This is a genomic window from Mycobacterium saskatchewanense (assembly GCF_010729105.1).
In the GTDB taxonomy this organism is placed as follows: Bacteria; Actinomycetota; Actinomycetes; order Mycobacteriales; family Mycobacteriaceae; genus Mycobacterium; species Mycobacterium saskatchewanense.
In genome coordinates, this window is sequence record NZ_AP022573.1 from 5287340 (window position 1) to 5305464 (window position 18125).

Annotated in this window: 15 protein-coding genes; 10 read left to right on the plus strand and 5 right to left on the minus strand. The window is 69.0% G+C overall.

The annotated features are described in order from the left end of the window. Nucleotides 1–59: 59 nt before the first annotated feature. The 3 genes from G6N56_RS24725 (at nt 60) to fdxA (ending at nt 1905) form a co-directional block, all read left to right on the plus strand. Complete coding sequence (locus G6N56_RS24725) at nt 60–581, plus strand: GNAT family N-acetyltransferase (RefSeq protein WP_085256342.1); 522 nt, start codon at nt 60–62, stop codon at nt 579–581. A gap of 13 nt (nt 582–594) precedes the next feature. Further along, nucleotides 595–1479, plus strand: coding sequence for a universal stress protein (locus tag G6N56_RS24730; RefSeq protein WP_085256343.1), 885 nt, complete (start codon nt 595–597; stop codon nt 1477–1479). A gap of 81 nt (nt 1480–1560) precedes the next feature. Continuing rightward, on the plus strand, nt 1561–1905 hold the full coding sequence (gene fdxA, locus G6N56_RS24735) for a ferredoxin (protein WP_085256344.1): 345 nt from the start codon (nt 1561–1563) through the stop codon (nt 1903–1905). 107 nt (nt 1906–2012) lie between these two features. On the opposite strand, the gene G6N56_RS24740 is transcribed toward fdxA, so the two are convergent. Together G6N56_RS24740 and otsB are read right to left on the minus strand one after the other, a co-directional pair. Further along, nucleotides 2013–2834: a universal stress protein gene (locus G6N56_RS24740; protein ID WP_085256364.1), complete on the minus strand. Its 822-nt coding sequence runs from the start codon at nt 2832–2834 to the stop codon at nt 2013–2015. Nucleotides 2835–2968: 134 nt separating this feature from the next. Beyond that, nucleotides 2969–6664 (minus strand): trehalose-phosphatase, encoded by a 3696-nt coding sequence (gene otsB / locus G6N56_RS24745; protein ID WP_232069145.1) that lies wholly within the window; start codon nt 6662–6664, stop codon nt 2969–2971. 142 nt (nt 6665–6806) lie between these two features. Here otsB and G6N56_RS24750 point away from each other — a divergent pair, with 142 nt between their 5' ends. Genes G6N56_RS24750 through G6N56_RS24770 form a run of 5 tightly spaced genes read left to right on the plus strand, consistent with a single transcriptional unit; the run spans nt 6807 to nt 12214 of the window. After that, nucleotides 6807–7688: a universal stress protein gene (locus tag G6N56_RS24750; RefSeq protein ID WP_085256346.1), complete on the plus strand. Its 882-nt coding sequence runs from the start codon at nt 6807–6809 to the stop codon at nt 7686–7688. Between the two features lie 14 nt (nt 7689–7702). Next, the gene (locus G6N56_RS24755) at nt 7703–9217 is read left to right on the plus strand and encodes a bifunctional aminoglycoside phosphotransferase/ATP-binding protein (protein ID WP_085256347.1); all 1515 of its coding nucleotides are present in this window, start codon (nt 7703–7705) and stop codon (nt 9215–9217) included. Then, nucleotides 9195–10223, plus strand: a complete 1029-nt coding sequence (locus tag G6N56_RS24760; RefSeq protein WP_232069146.1) for an Acg family FMN-binding oxidoreductase — start codon at nt 9195–9197, stop codon at nt 10221–10223. Before G6N56_RS24755 ends, G6N56_RS24760 begins: the two co-directional genes overlap by 23 nt. 25 nt (nt 10224–10248) lie before the next feature. Next, complete coding sequence (locus G6N56_RS24765) at nt 10249–11349, plus strand: 3-oxoacyl-ACP synthase III family protein (protein WP_085256349.1); 1101 nt, start codon at nt 10249–10251, stop codon at nt 11347–11349. Next, entirely contained in the window at nt 11333–12214 is an 882-nt protein-coding gene (locus G6N56_RS24770; RefSeq protein WP_085256350.1) for a 3-oxoacyl-[acyl-carrier-protein] synthase III C-terminal domain-containing protein, read from the plus strand. The genes G6N56_RS24765 and G6N56_RS24770 overlap by 17 nt, the downstream gene beginning before the upstream one ends. A gap of 160 nt (nt 12215–12374) precedes the next feature. Here G6N56_RS24770 and ppsA read toward each other — a convergent pair whose 3' ends face one another. After that, nucleotides 12375–14771, minus strand: a complete 2397-nt coding sequence (gene ppsA, locus G6N56_RS24775) for a phosphoenolpyruvate synthase (protein WP_085256351.1) — start codon at nt 14769–14771, stop codon at nt 12375–12377. 196 nt (nt 14772–14967) lie between these two features. Here ppsA and G6N56_RS24780 point away from each other — a divergent pair, with 196 nt between their 5' ends. Next, entirely contained in the window at nt 14968–16389 is a 1422-nt protein-coding gene (locus tag G6N56_RS24780) for a WS/DGAT/MGAT family O-acyltransferase (RefSeq protein ID WP_085256352.1), read from the plus strand. Here G6N56_RS24780 and G6N56_RS24785 read toward each other — a convergent pair. Both G6N56_RS24785 and G6N56_RS24790 read right to left on the minus strand, forming a co-directional pair. Then, nucleotides 16342–17034 carry a PAS and ANTAR domain-containing protein gene (locus tag G6N56_RS24785; protein WP_085256353.1) on the minus strand — a complete coding sequence of 231 codons (693 nt, stop codon included), beginning with the start codon at nt 17032–17034 and terminating at the stop codon, nt 16342–16344. The genes G6N56_RS24780 and G6N56_RS24785 overlap by 48 nt on opposite strands. A 91-nt stretch (nt 17035–17125) precedes the next feature. Further along, nucleotides 17126–17575 carry an Hsp20/alpha crystallin family protein gene (locus tag G6N56_RS24790; RefSeq protein ID WP_085256354.1) on the minus strand — a complete coding sequence of 150 codons (450 nt, stop codon included), beginning with the start codon at nt 17573–17575 and terminating at the stop codon, nt 17126–17128. A gap of 143 nt (nt 17576–17718) precedes the next feature. On the opposite strand from G6N56_RS24790, the gene G6N56_RS24795 reads away from it, so the two are divergent. Then, complete coding sequence (locus G6N56_RS24795) at nt 17719–18111, plus strand: MerR family transcriptional regulator (protein ID WP_085256355.1); 393 nt, start codon at nt 17719–17721, stop codon at nt 18109–18111. The last annotated feature ends 14 nt before the right edge of the window (nt 18112–18125 follow it).

Genomic DNA, 18125 nt, shown 5'->3' on the forward strand with positions numbered 1-18125 from the left:
CCCCCTGAGGCCCAACGGCCCCTCCCGGAGGGCGTCGCTCCGGAATAGCGTCATGAAACATGAGCGACCAGGCGGTGCAGGCGGCCAGCGCCCGACTGCTCGACGGGCGGCAGGTGTCGTTGCGGCGCCTGGGCGCCGGCGACGCGGCGGCCGTGTTGGCGCTTCATGAGCACCTCTCCGACCACGACCGGTACTTTCGGTTCTTCACGCTGCAGCCCATCGGCCTGCCCGAGTTGGTCGGCAAGCTGACCGGGGCCGCCGACGGTTCGTACGCGCTGGGCGCCTTCGACGCGGACCGGCTGATCGGGGTCGCGCACTACACGGTCATGCGCGACGAGCCGCGAGTCGCGGAGGTCGCCGTCGTGGTGGCCCACGAGGACCATTCGCAGGGAGCGGGAACCGCCCTGCTCAAACACCTCGGCCGGATCGCCCGGGCCAACGGCGTGGAGCGCTTCGCCGCCGACGTGCTCGGCGAGAACCACCTGATGCTGACCGTCTTCTTCGAACTCGGTTGGCACAGCGAACCCGCGGACGGGTCGGTTCGCCACCTGGAAATCGAGCTTCCCGAAGAGATTTCGTAGCAAGGAGCGTGAAATGGTAGAGAATGCAGGCAAATACGGCGTGCTGGTATGCGTCGACGGCTCCGCGGCGTCCGACGCCGCGGTGGCCTGGGGTGCCCGTGAGGCGGAATTGCGCGGCCTGCCGATCACGCTCATGCACGCCGTCCCGCCGGTGGTCGTCGGTTGGCCGGTGGGCCAGCTGTACGCGGACATGCCCGAGTGGCAGCAGGACGATGCGCGCCAGGTCATCGACCGAGCGCGCAAGACACTGACCGCCAGCCTCGTCGACTCCAAGCACGTCGAGATCCACACCGAGACGGTGTATTCCGGCGTGGTGCCGGCGCTGATCGAGGCCTCGAATGATGCGTGGATCGTCGTGGCCGGCAGCCAGGGGTTGGGGGCGCTGGGCCGCCTGCTGCTGGGCTCGGTGACCGCCGGGCTGATCCACTACGCACACTGCCCGGTCGCGGTGATCCACTCCGACGAGGCCACGGCTCCCGGACCGGGAGCGCCCGTGCTGCTGGGCATCGACGGGTCGCCGGCGTCCGAGGCGGCGACGGCCCTGGCGTTCGACGAGGCCTCGCGCCGGGGGGTCGACCTGCTGGCGTTGCACGTGTGGAGCGACGTGGGGGTGTTCCCGATCCTCGGCATGGACTGGCGCGACCGCGAGGCGGAAGGGCAGGAAATCCTCGCCGAACGACTGGCCGGCTGGCAGGAGCGGTATCCGGACGTGCGCGTGCACCGGCTCCTGTACTGCGACAAGCCATCCCAGTGGCTGGTCAAGGAATCCGAGCGCGCCCAGCTGGTGGTGGTCGGCAGCCACGGCCGCGGCGGGTTTCCCGGCATGCTGCTGGGGTCCGTCAGTTCCGCCGTGGCCCAGACGGTGAAAGTGCCGGTGATCGTCGTTCGCAACGCGTAGCCCGGCAGGGCCTTTGGTCCCGGGTATCGAGGCCGTTCGGCAGGCGCATGCGGCGCCGTCGGGTGGCTACCGTCGCGGCTTATGACTTACGTGATCGGCGCGGCGTGCGTAGACGTGGTGGACGGGTCCTGTGTGCAGGAATGCCCGGTCGACTGCATCTATGAGGGCGCGCGCAGCCTCTACATCAATCCCGACGAGTGCGTGGACTGCGGCGCCTGCCAGTCGGCCTGCCGCGTCGAGGCGATCTATTGGGAGGGCGACCTGCCCGAGGACCAACTGCGGCACCTGGCGGACAACGCGGCATTCTTCAACGAACCGTTGCCGGGGCGGGACACCCCCCTGGGATCACCGGGCGGCGCCGCCGGCGTCGGCCGGGTGGGGGTGGACACGCCGTTCGTCGCCGGCATGCCGTCCTCGGATGGCTAGTGGCGTGAGTCGCCCTCGGTGCATCGATCCGCCGTGGGTGCCATGCAGCCACATTCGTGGAACTTAGTGCGTAATCCCGTTCGGCGCGCGGAAGGCAGGCCGGCCGCTCAGTGCCGGACGACCAGCACCGAGCACCCGACGCGCCCGGCCATGCGCGGTCCGGTGGGCCCCACCATCCGCGCGACCTTGTCGGCGTCCTCGTCGCCCACCACGGCGAGCTGCACGGATTCCTGTGTGTGGGTGAGGAATTCGGCGGCCCCGCGACGGGCGGCCGCAGGCATGACGTGCACCTGTGGATACCTGGCCACCCACGGGCCGAGGCGGTCTTCCAGCTGGCGGTAGGGAATCTCGCCCAGCCCCCAGCGCCACACCCCCATCGCCAGGATCGGCGCCGACCGCAGCTGCGCCTCCCGGAAGCCGTGTTCGAGCACCGCGTCGTTGCTCGGCGCTTCGTCGACGACCACGGCGACCCACCCGGCGTCTGAGCCCGCTGCGGGCTGGTGATCGGTGCGGACGACCGCGACCGGGCAGTGCGCCTTGCGGGCAACGGCGTCGGCGGTCGAACCGAGGACCTTGCTGGCGATGCGCCCGATTCCCACCGATCCGATGCAAATCATTGCGGCATTGCGCGATTCGACAATCAGGGTGCTCTCGGGCGAGCCGCGCACGATGCCGCACTCGACCTTGACCGGCTCGCCCGTGGCCTGCAGCGCCGCGTCGGCGTCGCGCAGCGACGTTTCGGCGTACTGAACCTCGAGGCTCTCGTCACCCGTGCCCTCGTCCGCGCACCGCTCGGGCACGGCGTGGACCAGCCGCAGCGGGACGTTCCGGCTGACCGCCTCGGCCGCCGCCCATTTCGCCGCGTTGATCGCGGCGGCCGAGCCGTCGATACCCACCACGATCCGCTCCGATGGCTGCGGATGATTCATCGCGTCCTCCCAGTCCATTGGCTACCGGGACAGTCCCGGCACCGCCACCGCCGACGTTATTCGGCGCGGCCCGGTGCGCGCAGGGCCGTTCGACCCCCGTTTGAAGGCAATGGTCACCTGCGGATGGCCGTGCGTCAGGCGACTTCGATGGTGTGGCCGGGTTCCAGGCGGTGTAACCGGCCGCGGCATTCGACCCGGATCGGCTCGGCATTGCCCGCCTCGGACGTCAAGGCGCCGGCCCGGCCGCTGATGCGAAGGTGCAGACGCTGGCCGCGGTAGACGAACGCGAACTCGATCGGGCCCAGGGCCTTCGGCCAGTGCGGCGCCAGCACGAGCCGGTCGTCGCGCGTCTCGAGTCCGGTGAAGCACCGCTGCAGCAAGTCGATGCTGCCGGCCATCGCGGCCAGGTGGATGCCCTCCGACGTCGTACCACCCTGAATGTCCGCGACGTCGGAAGCCAGCACCTGCACGAAGTACTTCATGGCATGACGCCGGTTGGCGCGGGCCACGACCCACGAATGGACGAGCGAGCTGAGCGTCGACCCGTCGGACGTGCGCGCGAGGTAGTAATCGACCGTCTTCGGGATCTGCTCCGGCGCAAACCGGTACCCGAGCCGGCCGAAGAGCCCCAGCAGCTCCTCGGACGACAACAGATAGAACAGCATCAGCGCATCGGCCTGCTTGGACGCCTTGTAATTGTTCACGCTGTCGTCCTCGGCCTCGAGGATGCGATCGAGCCGCTGAATGTTCCCATAGCGTTGCCGGTACCGCTCCCAGTCCAGTTCCTCCAGGTCCGAATAGCCTTCGAACTGGCTGACCACACCGTCGTGGAAGGGGACGAACATCCGGCGCGTCACATGATCCCACCGGTCCAGCTCGTCGGTGGCCAGGTCGACCTTCGCGATGAGATCGAGCCGGTCGCGCAGCGGCAGCAGGTCCATCGCGTCCATCGCCCGCATGATCACCCAGACCGCCATCACATTGGTGTATGCGTTGTTGTCGACGCCGTCGTATTCCTTGCCGGGGTAACCCGAGTGAAACTCGTCGGGACCGATGATCCCGCGGATCGTGTAACGGCCACGGCTGTCGTCGAGACTCGCCAAACCCACCCAGAACCGCGCGATCTCGACCAGCATCTCGGCTCCGTAGTCGATGAGCCATTGACGGTCGCCGGTCACCTGGTAGTGCTGCCAGACGTTGTAGGCGATTGCCAGCCCGACGTGGTGTGCGCGCGCGCTGGCGTCCGGATTCCACCGGCCCGACTGCGGGTTGAGGTGCAGCTGCTGGCTCGCCTCCCGCCCGTCGCTGCCGGATTGCCACGGATACATCGCGCCGAGATAGCCGGCCCGTCGCGCGGCCAGGCGTGCCTGGGGGAGTCGCCGGTACCGGTAGAGCAGCAGTGACCGCGACACGTTGGGCATGCGCAAGTTCAGCACCGGGGACACGAACAGCGAATCCCAGAAGACGTGCCCGCGGTACGCCTCGCCGTGCAGCCCGCGCGCCGGCACCCCCGCGTCGAGCTCGGCGGTATGCGGCGAAATCGTCTGCAGCAGATGGACCAGATGCAGGCGCAGCACACGCACCGCGTCTTCGTTGTCGTCGAGCCCAATGTCGCACTGCTCCCACAGCCGCGTCCATACCCCGGCATGCTGATGATGGAGTTCGGCGTATCGGCCTGCGGCGCCGAGCCTTTGGAGCGCCGCGCTGGCCGGTTCCGAGATGGCGGCGTCGCGAGACGTGAAGATGGTCGCGACTTTCTCGCAGGTGACCGCCTGTCCCGCGGACAGCTCGACCGCGATGTCGTGACCGCCGCGGTTGGACTCCCGGACGGGCGCGTATTCCGCATCGGCCGGCGTGTCGCCGCACCACACCGTGCTGCGCGCGGCCACCGCGATCGAGATGTGCGATTGCGACGTCTGCGTTCGCAGAATCACCGAGTCGGGCGCTATCTCGTCGATCACCGCCCCGACGAGGTGCGTGCTCGACAGCGACCGGTAGCGCTCCACCATCGTGTTCTGCACGGTCCCGTCCAGCAGCGATCTGAATTCGACGGTGCCCGACCAGTTCTCGGCCGTCACCGTGGTCCGCATGGCGAGGACGTGCGGGGAGTGCATGGACACGAACCTTTGCTGCGTCAGGGCCGTGACCCGCCCGGCCGCGTCCCGGAACCGGAGTTCGCGCGTCAGCGTCGCGTGCCGCAGGTCGAAGGTCTGCCGGTAGAACAGCAACTCGGCGTCGTCGATGTCAAACCAGGGCCCGCCGTCGATGCGGAACGTCAGCGACAGCCAGTTCGGCAGGTTGACCAGGCTCTCGTTCTCGATGGTACGGCCCCCGATCCGATCGGAGAGCTCGTTGTACACCCCCGCGGCGTAGGTTCCCGGGTAGTGCGACTCGGACGCTCCGGCCTCCGGGGCGCAGCCGCGCGTGGCGACGTACCCGTTGCCCACGGTGCACAGCGATTCGCGCAGCCGCTCGTGCTCCGCGTCGTAGCCCTCGTAGATCAGCTCCCACGGGTCGCTCGGTCTGGGCGCCCGGGCTTGCAGGTCGTGTGCCAGCCGGCTGATGAATTCACATACTGCGGAGGGGTTCTCGAGACTGAACAGTGCGGCAGAAGGTCGGTCCCCATCCTCGTCGTGGCGCACCACGATCCCGACCCCATCGAAGTGGATCGCGCCGAAGGCGTCTTCGTCGGTGATGTCGTCGCCGACATAGATGGGCAGGACGGCGCGCGCCTCGGCCGGTCCTCCGTCGCCTTGGATTCTGTCGAGAACCCAGTTGACGGCCCTGCCCTTGTTCCAGTCGATGTCGGGGCGAAGCTCGATGACCCTGCGGCCGGTGGTGACCCGCAGTCCCGCCGATCGTCCGAGCTGGTGCACCGCCGCGACGATCCGGTCGACCTTGCGGGGATCGGCGTTGCGGTAGTGGACGGCCACCGCAAAGCGCTTGGGCTCGATGGAGATTCCCGGGATGCCGCTCAATGTCTCCGCCAGCTGGGCGGCGGCGCGCGACACGGCGTCGGTCAGGCCGGCGGCGGCGGCGTTCTCGTGCTGGGTCCCGTCCGGTGCGGCGAGCTCGAAGCCGTGGCTGCCCGCGTACCACACGCCGTCGACGTCGACCCTGGCGCGCACGTCTTGCAGATCCCGCCCGCTGATGACCGCGACGGGACACAGCGCGGCCAGGGCCGACAACGCGTCGGCGGCGCCGGCGACGAGCGTCGCGGCCTCCGGCCGCCCGACGATGTCGGACAGGGTGCCGTCGAAGTCCAGGAACACCGCCGGCCGTCGGTTCAGCGCCAAGGCCTTCAGCTGGCCGTACACCTGGAGGCCGTCGGCGATCGTCGACATGGCGCTGCCGAATGTCCGCACGGTGATCTCCGCCAGGTCGGCGACGACGGTGTCGGCCCCAGCGGACGCCAGCTGGTCGCCGCCGCCGTTGCGCTCGACTCCGATGACGAGCCGAAAGCCGCCGTCCTGGGCGGCCGCGACGCCGTCCGGCTCGCAGTCGATGACCGCGCAGCGAACGGGCCGCGTGCCCAACCGCTTTGCCATGCCGGTCAAGGCCTCGGCATCGGGCTTCCCGGACCCCTCGACGACCACGCGGACGAGGTCGCCGAGCCCCGCGGCCCGCAGCGCCTGCGCGCAGTCGTGGGTGGACGAGTAGACGGCGGTGCCGATGCCGGCGTCATGCAGGCGTCGCAGCAACGGGAGGGTCGAATCGCGGGCCTCGATCACTTCGGTGTCACCCGAACGGGTCTCGGTGACCAGGCTGCAGAGCGAGAGGATCACCGCATCGTGGTAACGCCGGTCGATGGTCGCGGGCCATTCGGTCACCTTTGTGACGATGGGCCACCGCATGAACCGGGTCAACCCTCGTGCGTGCACCGGGGCCTGATGACCATGCGGTTGGGGACTTAAGCCTCATGATCGCCGCCCGTCCGGGCAATAGCGTTCCCCCTGACGGAGGGAGAACCGAATGTCTGCACCTGGGAACCGGATCGTTGTCGGAGTCGACGGATCCGGGGCGTCGAATGCAGCGGTCTGCTGGGCGGCCCGGGAAGCGGCTATGCGGCATGTGCCGCTGACGGTGGTCCACATGGTCAATGCGATGGTGCCGATGCTGCCGCAGCTGCCGGTGTCCGCCGGCGTCGCGGTATGGCAGGAGGAGCAGGGCCGCGAAACCCTCGAGCACGCCGTGAAGATCGCCCGTGAGGCCGTGAGTGCGGACCGCGCCGTCGAAATCCACAGCGAGTTGAGGTGCGCGCCGCCTGTGCCGACGCTGGTCGCGATGTCCGACGAGGCGGAGATGGTCGTCGTCGGCAGCAACGGCCGCGGAGCGGTTGCGCGGCTGCTCCTGGGCTCGGTGAGCTCCAGCGTGGTGCGCACCGCGCACTGCCCGGTGGCGGTCATCCACGACGAGGACCCGCTCATGCCCCACCCGCAGCAGGCCCCCGTCCTGGTGGGCATCGACGGTTCGCCGGCCTCCGACCTCGCGACGGCCATCGCCTTCGACGAGGCTTCGCGCCGCGGCGTCGAGCTGACGGCGCTGCACGCCTGGAGCGACGCCGACGTCTTCGAGTTACCGGGACTGGACTGGTCGGCCGTGAAAGCCGAGGCGGAGCGGAGTCTGGCCGAGAGCCTCGCGGGGTGGCAGGAACGCTACCCGGACGTGACGGTGCACCGGCTCGTCGTGTGTGACCAGCCGGCCCGGCAGCTGATCGAGAAGTCCGAATCGGCGCAACTGACCATCGTGGGCAGCAACGGCCGGGGCGGTTTGAGCGGCATGCTGCTAGGTTCGGTGAGCAATGCCGTCGTCCACGCGGTGCGGATGCCCGTGATCGTGGCCCGGCCGTCCTAGGGGCGCGCGGCCACATGTCCACCGCTACGGAGACCGAGTCAACGACAAGGATTGCCGTGCCCTATGTCGACGTGCACGAAACCCACACGGGCATAGTGGTTTTGGCGGGCGACCGGGCATTCAAGGCCAAAAAGCCGGTGCTGACCGACTTTCTCGATTTCCGTACACCGCAGCAGCGGGAGCGCGCCTGCCGGCGGGAGGTCGAGCTCAACAGCCGCCTGTCTCCCGACAGCTATTTCGGTGTCGCGCATCTCACCGATCCCGCCGGGGGTCCGGCCGAACCGCTCGTGGTGATGCGGCGCTACCACGACGAGGACCGGTTGGCGGCCATGGTGGGCCGCGACTCCGACGAATCCCTGCGACGCGTGCTGGACGCCATCGCCGACGTGCTGGCGCGCTTTCATGCGCGCGCCGAACGGGGCCGCGACATCAGCGCCCAGGGCGAGCCGGTCGCGATCGAGCGACGCTGGCACGACAACCTGGTCGAGCTGGAGCGCTACGCGGCGCGGCCGGATATGGGGATTTCGCCCGAATCCGTAGCCCTGGTGCGGCGCCTGGCCGACCAGTTCATCGCCGGGCGTGCCGCCCTTTTCGCGCATCGCCGCGAGGACGGACGAATCGTCGACGGGCACGGCGACCTGCTGGCCGACGACATCTTCTGGGTCGACGGCAAGCCGGCCCTGCTTGACTGCCTCGAGTTCGACGACAACCTGCGCTACGTCGACTGCGCCGACGACGCCGCCTTCCTCGCGATGGACCTGGAGTTCCTGGGGCGGGCGGACCTTGGCGGCTACTTTCTCGAACGCCACGCGGCGCTTGCGGCCGACGCTGCGCCGCCGGCGCTTCACGACTTCTATATCGCCTACCGGGCCGGGGTCAGGGCGAAGGTGGATTGCGTGCGGGTTTCGCAGGGCGCACCGGCGGCCGCTGATGACGCCGCGCGCCACCTCGCTATCGCCACCCGCCATCTCGAGGCCGGGACCGTCCGACTGGCGCTCGTCGGCGGCAACCCGGGCACCGGGAAGTCCACCGTCGCCCGGGCGCTCGCTGAACGAGTTGGGGCGCAGGTGATTTCCACGGACGACGTGCGACGGGAGTTGCGTGACGCGGGCGTCATCGGCGGGGACGCCGGCGTGCTGGACTCCGGCTTGTACAGCCCGAACAACGTCGCGACGGTCTACGAGGCCGTCCTGCACCGGGCGGGCCGGCTGCTGGCCGACGGCCGATCGGTGATCCTCGACGGCACCTGGCACGACCCGCGCAACCGCGCCGAGGCGCACCGCCTGGCCGGCCGGACGCATGCGGCGATGGTGGAGTTGCTGTGTTCCGCGACGCCTGACACGGCGGCTGACCGGATCACGACACGACCGCCGGGCAGCTCCGAGGTGACCCCGGAAATCGCCGGGGTGCTGGCGGCCCGGCGCGAGGAGTCCGGCGCGGGCTGGCCGGCCGCGCACCGGCTCGACACGTCCCGACCGCTCGGCGTCGGAGTGCAGGAGGCGCTTGATGTCTGGCGTCGAGCGACCTGATCGGCAGGGCGAAGTGGTTGAGATGCGAGAGAACGCGCCGGACGTGCAGGTGATCCGCGAGGCCGTGACCCTCGCCTGCCACGCGCCTTCCCTGCACAACAGCCAGCCGTGGCGGTGGATCGCCGAGGGGCCGGCGTTGTCGCTCCGGGCGGACCGCTATCGGCTGGTGTACGCGACGGACCGGGCGGGCCGGGAATTGACTCTGAGCTGCGGTGCGGTCCTCGACCATCTGCGCGTGGCCATGGCGGCGGCCGGCTGGGACAGCGTCACCCACCGCCTGCCGGACCCGAAAGACCCGGATCACCTTGCCAGTCTGCGGTTCTCGCCTCTGGCGGAGGTGACCGAATCGCATCGACGGCGCGCGGCCGCGATCCTTCGCCGGCACACCGACCGGTTGCCTTATCGCGCCCCGGCCGCCTGGCCCGCTCTGGAGGCCGCGCTCCGCCGGGCGGTCGCGCCGTACGGGATCAGCCTCGACACCGTGACGGACGACGCGCGGCCGGCCCTGGCCGAAGCGTCCCGGCTCACCGAGACCTTGCGTCGGTACGACACCTCCTACCAGGACGAATTGCGTTGGTGGACATCGCCGTTCAGCTCCGACATGGGTGTGCCGCAGAGCGAGCTGGTGTCCAGCTCGGAGTCGTCCCGTGTCGACATCGGCCGGGCGTTTCCCCCTGCGGGCGGAGGCGGCCGTCACGCCACTGTCGAGCACGACCAGTCCCAGATCGTGGTCCTCACCACCGAGACCGATGCACTGCTGGACGTGCTGCGATGCGGTGAGGCGCTGTCGGCGGTCCTGCTTGAGTGCGCCGTGGCCGGGATGGCCACCTGCACGCTGACCCATATGACCGAGATGGCGGCCAGCCGCGACGTCATCAGCGAGGTGACCGGAAACCCCGGGCGGCCACAACTATTGATCAGGATCGGCACGTCGCCGGCCCGCGACCCACACGTCGGCGGGACGGCCCGCCGCCCGGTGACCGAAGTCCTGGAGATCCGCCAGTGACCGCTAACCAAAGGAGGTGGCGCCGATGACTCGGCATTGGCTGGTGATGGAAACCGGGGAAGGCGGCGAAGCGCCGTTCGTGGCGCGGGTGGCGGGTGCGGGCCGTCATCTGCCCGGCACTCGGCTGACGACCGACGAGTTGATGGCGTCCACCCGCCACCACACCCATATCGACCTGGAGCGGCTGACCGGCATCCGCGAACGGCGGATCTCGGCGGGGGACGAGGACTCCTTCACGCTGGCCTCCTCGGCGGCAGTGGACTGTCTCGCGGGCGCGAAACAGGACCCGGCTTCGCTGGACGTGGTCATCAGCTGCAGCATCACGAAGTTTCGCGGCGGCCTGACCCAATGGCTCGAACCGACGATGAGCAGCGCCGTGGCGCGCGCGATCGGCGCCGACAATGCGATGACGTTCGACGTGTCCAACGCGTGTGCCGGAATGCTCACCGGCGTCACCATCCTGAACAACTGGATCAGGCAGGGCGTGGTCGAGCGCGGCCTCGTCGTGAGCGGCGAGTACATCTCGCAGCTGAGCCACAACGCCGCCCAGCACATCCGCAACATCATGAGCAAGGAACTCGCCTGCTTGACCCTCGGCGATGCCGGCGCGGCCCTGCTGCTCGAGCGGGCCCCGGCCGGTTCGGCCGGAATCGCGCTGGCCGGCTTCACGACGGTCGCCGACTACAGCCGGCTCTGCCTGGCATATCCGCAGGGCCATGACCCCGGCGCGCGGATGTTCACCAACTCCCGCGCCATCCAGAAGGCCGCGATCGCCGACACCCCCCTGCTGTTGACCGAAGTGCTTGACACCGTGGGCCTTTCGATCCACGACATCGACCACGTGATTACCCACCAGACTTCGGCCCGCGCGATCCGCAAGGGCATGGCGCGGATGACCGAGGTGTTCGGCGACAGCCCGCGCCACGACGCGGTGATCACCGTGGACCGGTACGGCAACACCGCGTCGACCACCCACACGGTGGCCCTGGTCGAGGAACTCGAGGCGGGGCGGATCAAGCCCGGGGAGAGGATCGCGCTGCTGGCGCTCGCCTCCGGGCTGGAAATCGGCGTGGTCTTGTTGACCCTGGACGAGGAGGTGGTCAGCCGCTATGGGCACAGTGATTGATCGGATCGACATCTCGCATCCGCGACTGCGCGGCCGTCACAGCGCGTTGCATCTCGCCGTCACCGCCGCCAAGGGCTGCCTCAAGCGGGCCGGCTGTGCCGCGTCCGACCTCGACCTCGTCGTCAACGCGGGCATTTACCGGGACCGCAACCTCGGCGAGCCCGCGCTGGCCGCCCTCATCCAGGACGACATCGGCGCCAACCCCGGGGACCCGCACGCCGGCGCCCACGGCACCTTTTCGTTCGACATCGCCAACGGCACCTGCGGAATGCTGACCGCGCTGCAGATCGTGGACGGTTTCTTGCGGAGTCACGCCATCCGGCGCGCGCTCGTCGTCGCCAGCGATGCCAACCCCGGACACGGGATGAGCGAGCACTTCCCCTTCTCGGCCGCGGGAGCGGCGATGCTGTGCGGATGGTCCGATGACGACGACGGCCTCAGCCGCGTCTCGTGGGTGCACACCAACGGAGAAGATTCCGAGGCGTTCACCGCGACAGTGGGATTCAAGGACGCCCGCAACGTATTGCGGTTCATCGAGTCGCCCGACATGGACGAGCGCTTCGCCGCGGCCGCCGCGGAGGCGGCGCGCGCATGCCTGGACCAGCAATCCACGCGGTGGGAAGACATCGACCTGATCATCGCCGCCCCCGCCCGGCCCGGGTACCGCGACGCGTTGAGCCGGCTGCTCGGCGTGCCGACCGAAAAGATCCGCGCCGCATCCGATCACCGCATGAACACGGCCGCGTTGGCGGCGGCGCTCGAACCGGAGGTCGAAAGGCTTCCAACGGGCGCGCGGATCATGCTCGTCGTCGCCGGCGCGGGCGTCACCGCCGGTGCGGCGCTGTATCGCCAGCCGCGCGCCTGACGCTCACGGATCACTCGCGGATTAGTCGCGGATCACGCGGATTAGCGAGATTGCGCCCACGGTCACGCTGCACTCGTCGGTGATGACAGCCCTCACGGCAATTTCGGCGAAGCCGGGAGCTAGTCGCCGATGGGAAGCGCCGCCGTGTACCGTCGGCCGATCAGCTCAGAGGCACGACCTGCCGCTCCAGCTCGAGAATCCGGCGGGTGGTCTTCACCACCACGTCGGGGTTCAGACTGATCGAATCGATGCCGATGCGGACCAGGAACTCGGCCATGTCGGGGTAATCCGAGGGCGCTTGACCGCACAACCCCGAGTGAATCCCGTTGCGGCGGCAGCCCTCCACGGCCAACCGGATCATCTCCTTGACCCCATCGTCGCGTTCGTCGTAGTCGAAGGCGACGATCTCGCTGTCCCGGTCGACCCCGAGCGTGAGCTGGGTGAGGTCGTTCGAGCCGATGGAGAAACCGTCGAAGCGCTTGGCGAACTCGTCCAGCAGGATCACGTTGTTCGGGATCTCGCACATCGCATACACCTCGAGCCCGTCCTGGCCGCGCCGCAGGCCGTGGTCGGCCATTGTCCGCAGCACCAGGTCCGCCTCGGCGACTCGGCGCACGAAGGGCAGCATGATGACGACATTCGTCAGACCCATTTCCTCGCGGACCCGCTTCATCGCGCGGCACTCCAGCTCGAAGCCCTCGGCGTAGGCCGGGTGCGCGTACCGCGACGCGCCGCGGAAGCCGATCATCGGGTTGCTCTCGACCGGCTCGAAGCCGGTCCCGCCGATCAGGCTGGCGTATTCGTTCGACTTGAAGTCGGACGTCCGCACCACGACGGGCTTGGGCCAGAAGGCGGCCGCGATGGTGCCGATTCCCTCCGAGAGCCGCTGCACGAAGAACTCGCCCCCGTCGGCGTAACCCTGGGTGAGCCGGGCGATCGTCCGACGGGCTTCGGGGTCGTCAACCTTGTCCGGATGCAGTAGGGCGAGCGGATGCACCTTGATGTACTCGCTCACGATGAACTCCATCCGGGCGAGTCCCACGCCGTCATTCGGCAGAAACGACGTCTTGAACGCGAGGTCGGGGTTACCGAGGTTGATCATGACCTGGGTCCGTGGCCGCGCCAGGTCGGACACCTCGGTGCGGTCCACGTGGAACCCGACCTCGCCCCGGTACACGCGCCCGGCGTCGCCCTCCACGCACGACACGGTGACGACCTCGCCATCCGGCACCGTGGTGGTGGCGTCACCCGCCCCGACCACGGCCGGGATGCCGAGTTCGCGCGCGATGATCGCCGCGTGGCAGGTCCGGCCGCCGCGGTTCGTGACGACGGCGGCGGCGGCCTTCATGACCGGTTCCCAGTCCGGCGTGGTGGTGTCGGCGACCAGCACCTGCCCGGGCTGGAAGTCCGAGAGGCGGTCGAGGTCGGTGATCCGCTTCGCCACCCCCGAGGCGACCTTCTCGCCGACTGACCGGCCCTCGGCCAGCACCTCGCCTCTGCCCTCGAGGACGTAGCTCTCCACGGTCGTCAGGCTGCGCTGGGAGGCCACCGTCTCGGGGCGCGCCTGGACGATGTAGAGCTTGCCGTCCAGGCCGTCCTTGGCCCACTCAATGTCCATCGGTCGCCCGTAGTGCCGCTCGATGGCGCAGGCGTAGCCGGCGAGCTCGAGAACGTCGTCGTCGGTGACGCAGAAGCGCGTGCGGTCACCCTCCGGCGTCGGGATGTTGCGGGTCGTGTACTTGGTCCCACCCTCGACGAACACCATCTTGACGGCCTTGTCGCCGATCAGGCGGCGCAAGACGGCGCGGTGACCGGCCAGGTAGGTCGGCTTGTGCACGTAGAATTCGTCGGGGTCCACGGCGCCCTGAACGACGTTCTCGCCGAGGCCGTAGGCGCCGGTCACGAAAACGACATCGCTGAAGCCGGATTCGGTGTCGATGGTGAACATCACGCCCGACGAGGCGAGGTCCGAGCGCACCATCTTCATCACGCCGATGGACAGCGAGACCTTGAAATGATCGAAGCCCTGATCGATGCGGTAATGGATGGCCCGGTCGGTGAACAAGCTGGCGAAGCAACGACGACAAGCGTCGAGGAGACTCTCGGTGCCCCTGATGTTGAGAAAGGTCTCCTGCTGGCCCGCAAAGCTGGCCGTCGGAAGGTCCTCGGCGGTCGCCGAGCTCCGCACGGCCAGGCTGACGTCCTCGCCGTATTCGTCCTGCAGCATCCGGTAGGCGGCGGTGATCTCGGCCGCTACGTCGTCGGGAAGTCCGGCGCCGTAGACGATTTCACGGGCGCGCTTGCCTTTGCGCGCCAGCGCCGTGACGTCGTCCGGGTCGAGCTCGTCGAGCTCGGCGTGCAGGGCGTCCCAGGCCCCGGCCTGATCCAGCATGTGCCGGTAGGCACCGGCGGTGGTGGCGAACCCGTGCGGGACGCGCACGCCGTCGGCGGACAGCTTCTGGAACATCTCGCCCAGCGAGGCGTTCTTGCCGCCGACGATCGGGACGTCGTCGATGCCGATTTCCTCGAAGAACCGAATATAGGACATTCCACTCATGATCGGTTTCCTTGCTTTGGTGTTGCCCTGCGGCGCAACGGGTCTGCGCGCGGTACTCGCAGCGCCGATCGTGCACCCGTCGTCACCCTGCCCACGATAGGGCCGGCACCGCCCCGCGCGCTGCCTCCGTTTGACCCCAGAAGTTGAGGACTTCCGGCCCTGATGTGCGGGAAACCCACGGCAGGACAGTAGCCAGATGGAGCAACTGACGGCGCTGGATGCGGGCTTCCTCGAGGTGGAGGACTCCGACCCGCACGTGAGCCTGGCGGTGGGTGGGGTGTCGATCATGGAGGGACCGGCGCCCGGCTACGACGAGTTCGTCGCGGCGTTCGCGGAGCGGGTGCAGTCGATGCCGCGCTGCCGGCAGGTGTTACGGACCCACCCGCTCGATCTTCGGCCGCCCGAGTGGGTGGACGACCCACACTTCGACCTGTCGCGCCACCTGCACCGCGCCGCGCTGCCAAAGCCCGGCGGCGACGCCGAGCTGTTCGAGATGGTCGCCACCCTGATGGAACGCCGGCTGGACCGAGAGCGCCCGCTGTGGGACTGCTGGATCATCGAGGGCCTGAGCGACGACCGGTGGGCCGTGCTCACCAAAATCCATCACTGCATCGCCGACGGCATCGCGACGACGCAGATGCTGGCGAGGTTCAGCGACAACGGCGGCGGTGGTTCCTACGCGACCGATATCCACCGCAGCGCGCGGGCGGTCCCGAGCGGGCCGCCGAAGTGGAACCCCAACCCGGTGGCGTTCCTCGGCGCGATGGCGCGCGGCGCGCTCGGCGCCGCCGCCGCTGCCGAACACGCCGCCCTGGGCCTGGCCGAACTGACCGCCAGCCTGCTTCGCCCGGCGCCGTGGTCGTCGCTGCACGGACCGGTCACCACGATGCGGCGCTACAGCGTGGCCCGCGTCGCGCTGGCCGACCTGCGTAAGGTGGCGCGAGCGTTCGACGTGACGCTCAATGACGTTGCGCTCGCGGCGATCACGTCCAGTTATCGCCAGATCCTGCTCGACCGTGGCGAGCGGCCGAGCCGCAACTCGCTGCGCACGTTGGTGCCCGTCTCGGTCCGCACGGCCAACCGCTTCGAGATGGCCGACAACCAGGTGTCGGCGATGCTGCCGCTACTGCCGGTCGACGAGGGCGACCCCGTCGAACAGCTGCGCCTGGTGCACGAGCGGCTGACCCGGGCCAAGGCCAGCGGCCAGAGCCAGGGCGGCAGTGCGGCGGTGTCGGCGGCCAAGGCCGCGCCGTTTGCGTTGTCCGCGTGGGCCATTCGGCTCCTATCGCGGTTGCCGCAGCGCGCGGTCGTCGGCCTGGCCACCAACGTGCCCGGGCCGCGGGGCAAGCAGACACTAATGGGGCGTCGGGTGCTGGAGATCCTGCCGATACCGCCCATCGCGCTGCAGTTGCGCACCGGTATCGCGATGGTCAGCTACGCCGACACGTTCGTGTTCGGAATCACCGCCGACTATGACACCGCACCCGACATCGAGGTGCTCGCCGCCGGGATCGAGGACGGGGTGGCGCAACTCCTGGCGGCTGCCCGCGCCAGGCACCGCAGGCGGACCTCATCCGGTCGCGTTCCGGCGGCGCACGCGCCGGTGCGCGGTGAGTAACAGGTGGTCGAATGCCGGCTGGGAGTCGAGGGCCACGCCGGCGCCGCGAAAGTCCTCGGCGATCTGCTCGGCCAGCGACCGCAGCTTGACGTTCGCCTCCTGAGACAGCCATTTGAGCAGGTCGAAGGCAGCGGTGTCACTGATGTTGTAGACGAGCATCAGCATGCCCTTGGTCTGCTCGATGCCGGCGCGACTCTCGCTGATCTCGGCCAGTCGGGCCGTGACGGCGTCCTCATCCGCCTGTTCCGACTGTTCCGACGGAGGCGACACGTCGATGTAGAAGCCGTGTGTGCCGATCACGTCGCCCCGGTCGTCGAGGAGCCGGTCGCCGACGACGACCACGTGGCGCACCCGTCCGTTCGCATCGATGATCCGGTGGCGCGTGCTGAACGCCGCACGGGTGTTTTGGATCTGGTCGATGGTGGTCGCGACGTGTCCGCGGTCATCGGGATGCTTGTGGGAAAGCACCAGCTCGGTGGTGGGCGTGACACTGCCCGGCGTGTACCCGTGCATCCGCTGCACTTGTTCCGACCATTCCCAGTGCTGGTCGGCGAAGTAGAACCGGAACCAGCCCGCCGGCTGCCCCGCCCCGCCGGCGAGGGCCCGCTCGACGTCGGCCGTCTGGCCGTCGAGATCCCAACGCATCGCTCGCTCTTCGCTTGCAACTTACCGGGACGAGGGGCGCCCGCGGCGCGGCCCAAAGGGGCGCGCGCCGCGGGCCGCCTCCCGAAACCGATCAGGCGTTGACGACCTCGGGCTGGGGGGCGGTGTCGTTGATGGCCCGGTGTTGGGCGCCGCGCGCGACGGTGATCTTGCGCGGCTTGGCCTTTTCGGCCACCGGGATGTGCAGTCGCAGAACACCTTCGGTGTACGACGCCTCGATCCGCTCGGTGTCCAGGTTTTCGCCGAGGACGAGCTGGCGGCTGAACACCCCGCGCGGACGCTCGGTGGCCAGCATCTCGCGGTTCGGGTCGACGCCCGGCCGTTCGGCGCGCACGGTCACCACGTTGCGTTCGATGTCGATGTCCAGCGACTCGGGGTTGATGCCCGGCAGGTCGAACTCCACGACGAAGTTCTCCCCCTCGCGCCACGCGTCCATCGGCATCACGGCCGGCCGTGCGGCGGTCCCGAACACTTGATTGGTGAATCGGTCGAGCTCACGGAAGGGGTCTGAACGCATCAGCATGGCAGTCACCTCTCACTCCAATCTATGGTGGCGGATTGCCTATTTGCTATGTCTATCGACATAGATTTCTTATAGCACCGTCGACATAACGATGCAAGTGTGATAGATAGATTTTCTGAACTCGGAGCACGAGGGGAGGCGCGATGACGGACGCAAGCGGCGACACCGGTGCCCCGCGGCCCAACCACGGCGTCTACGGCATCTCGGTGGCGGCCGAGCTTTCCGGCATCGCGGTGCAATCGCTGCGCCTCTACGAGCGGCACGGCCTAGTCACGCCGGCCCGCAGCGAGGGGGGAACACGGCGCTACAGCGCCGACGACCTGGCCCGGCTGAAGCGCATCAGCGAACTCGTCGAGTCCGGGGTCAACCTCGCCGGCATCGCCAGGATCCTCGAACTGGAGGATCACAACGCCACCCTCTCGGCGGCGAACACCGATCTGCGCTCCACCAACCGCGACCTGCGCAAGGCGGTCAAGACAGCGAGGGCGGGCGACGAGGACGGCGCGGCGCGGCCGGTGGAAAATTCGGCGTCCTGACGCCACCGGCGGAG

Excerpts from the sequence above, each read along its gene's own strand:
- G6N56_RS24725 (WP_085256342.1), top strand. The coding sequence starts at position 60 with ATGAGCGACCAGGCGGTGCAGGCGGCCAGCGCCCGACTGCTCGACGGG.
- G6N56_RS24730 (WP_085256343.1), top strand. The coding sequence starts at position 595 with ATGGTAGAGAATGCAGGCAAATACGGCGTGCTGGTATGCGTCGACGGC.
- fdxA (WP_085256344.1), top strand. The coding sequence starts at position 1,561 with ATGACTTACGTGATCGGCGCGGCGTGCGTAGACGTGGTGGACGGGTCC.
- G6N56_RS24740 (WP_085256364.1), bottom strand. The coding sequence starts at position 2,834 with ATGAATCATCCGCAGCCATCGGAGCGGATCGTGGTGGGTATCGACGGC.
- G6N56_RS24750 (WP_085256346.1), top strand. The coding sequence starts at position 6,807 with ATGTCTGCACCTGGGAACCGGATCGTTGTCGGAGTCGACGGATCCGGG.
- G6N56_RS24755 (WP_085256347.1), top strand. The coding sequence starts at position 7,703 with ATGTCCACCGCTACGGAGACCGAGTCAACGACAAGGATTGCCGTGCCC.
- G6N56_RS24760 (WP_232069146.1), top strand. The coding sequence starts at position 9,195 with ATGTCTGGCGTCGAGCGACCTGATCGGCAGGGCGAAGTGGTTGAGATG.
- G6N56_RS24765 (WP_085256349.1), top strand. The coding sequence starts at position 10,249 with ATGACTCGGCATTGGCTGGTGATGGAAACCGGGGAAGGCGGCGAAGCG.
- G6N56_RS24770 (WP_085256350.1), top strand. The coding sequence starts at position 11,333 with ATGGGCACAGTGATTGATCGGATCGACATCTCGCATCCGCGACTGCGC.
- ppsA (WP_085256351.1), bottom strand. The coding sequence starts at position 14,771 with ATGAGTGGAATGTCCTATATTCGGTTCTTCGAGGAAATCGGCATCGAC.
- G6N56_RS24780 (WP_085256352.1), top strand. The coding sequence starts at position 14,968 with ATGGAGCAACTGACGGCGCTGGATGCGGGCTTCCTCGAGGTGGAGGAC.
- G6N56_RS24785 (WP_085256353.1), bottom strand. The coding sequence starts at position 17,034 with ATGCGTTGGGATCTCGACGGCCAGACGGCCGACGTCGAGCGGGCCCTC.
- G6N56_RS24790 (WP_085256354.1), bottom strand. The coding sequence starts at position 17,575 with ATGCTGATGCGTTCAGACCCCTTCCGTGAGCTCGACCGATTCACCAAT.
- G6N56_RS24795 (WP_085256355.1), top strand. The coding sequence starts at position 17,719 with ATGACGGACGCAAGCGGCGACACCGGTGCCCCGCGGCCCAACCACGGC.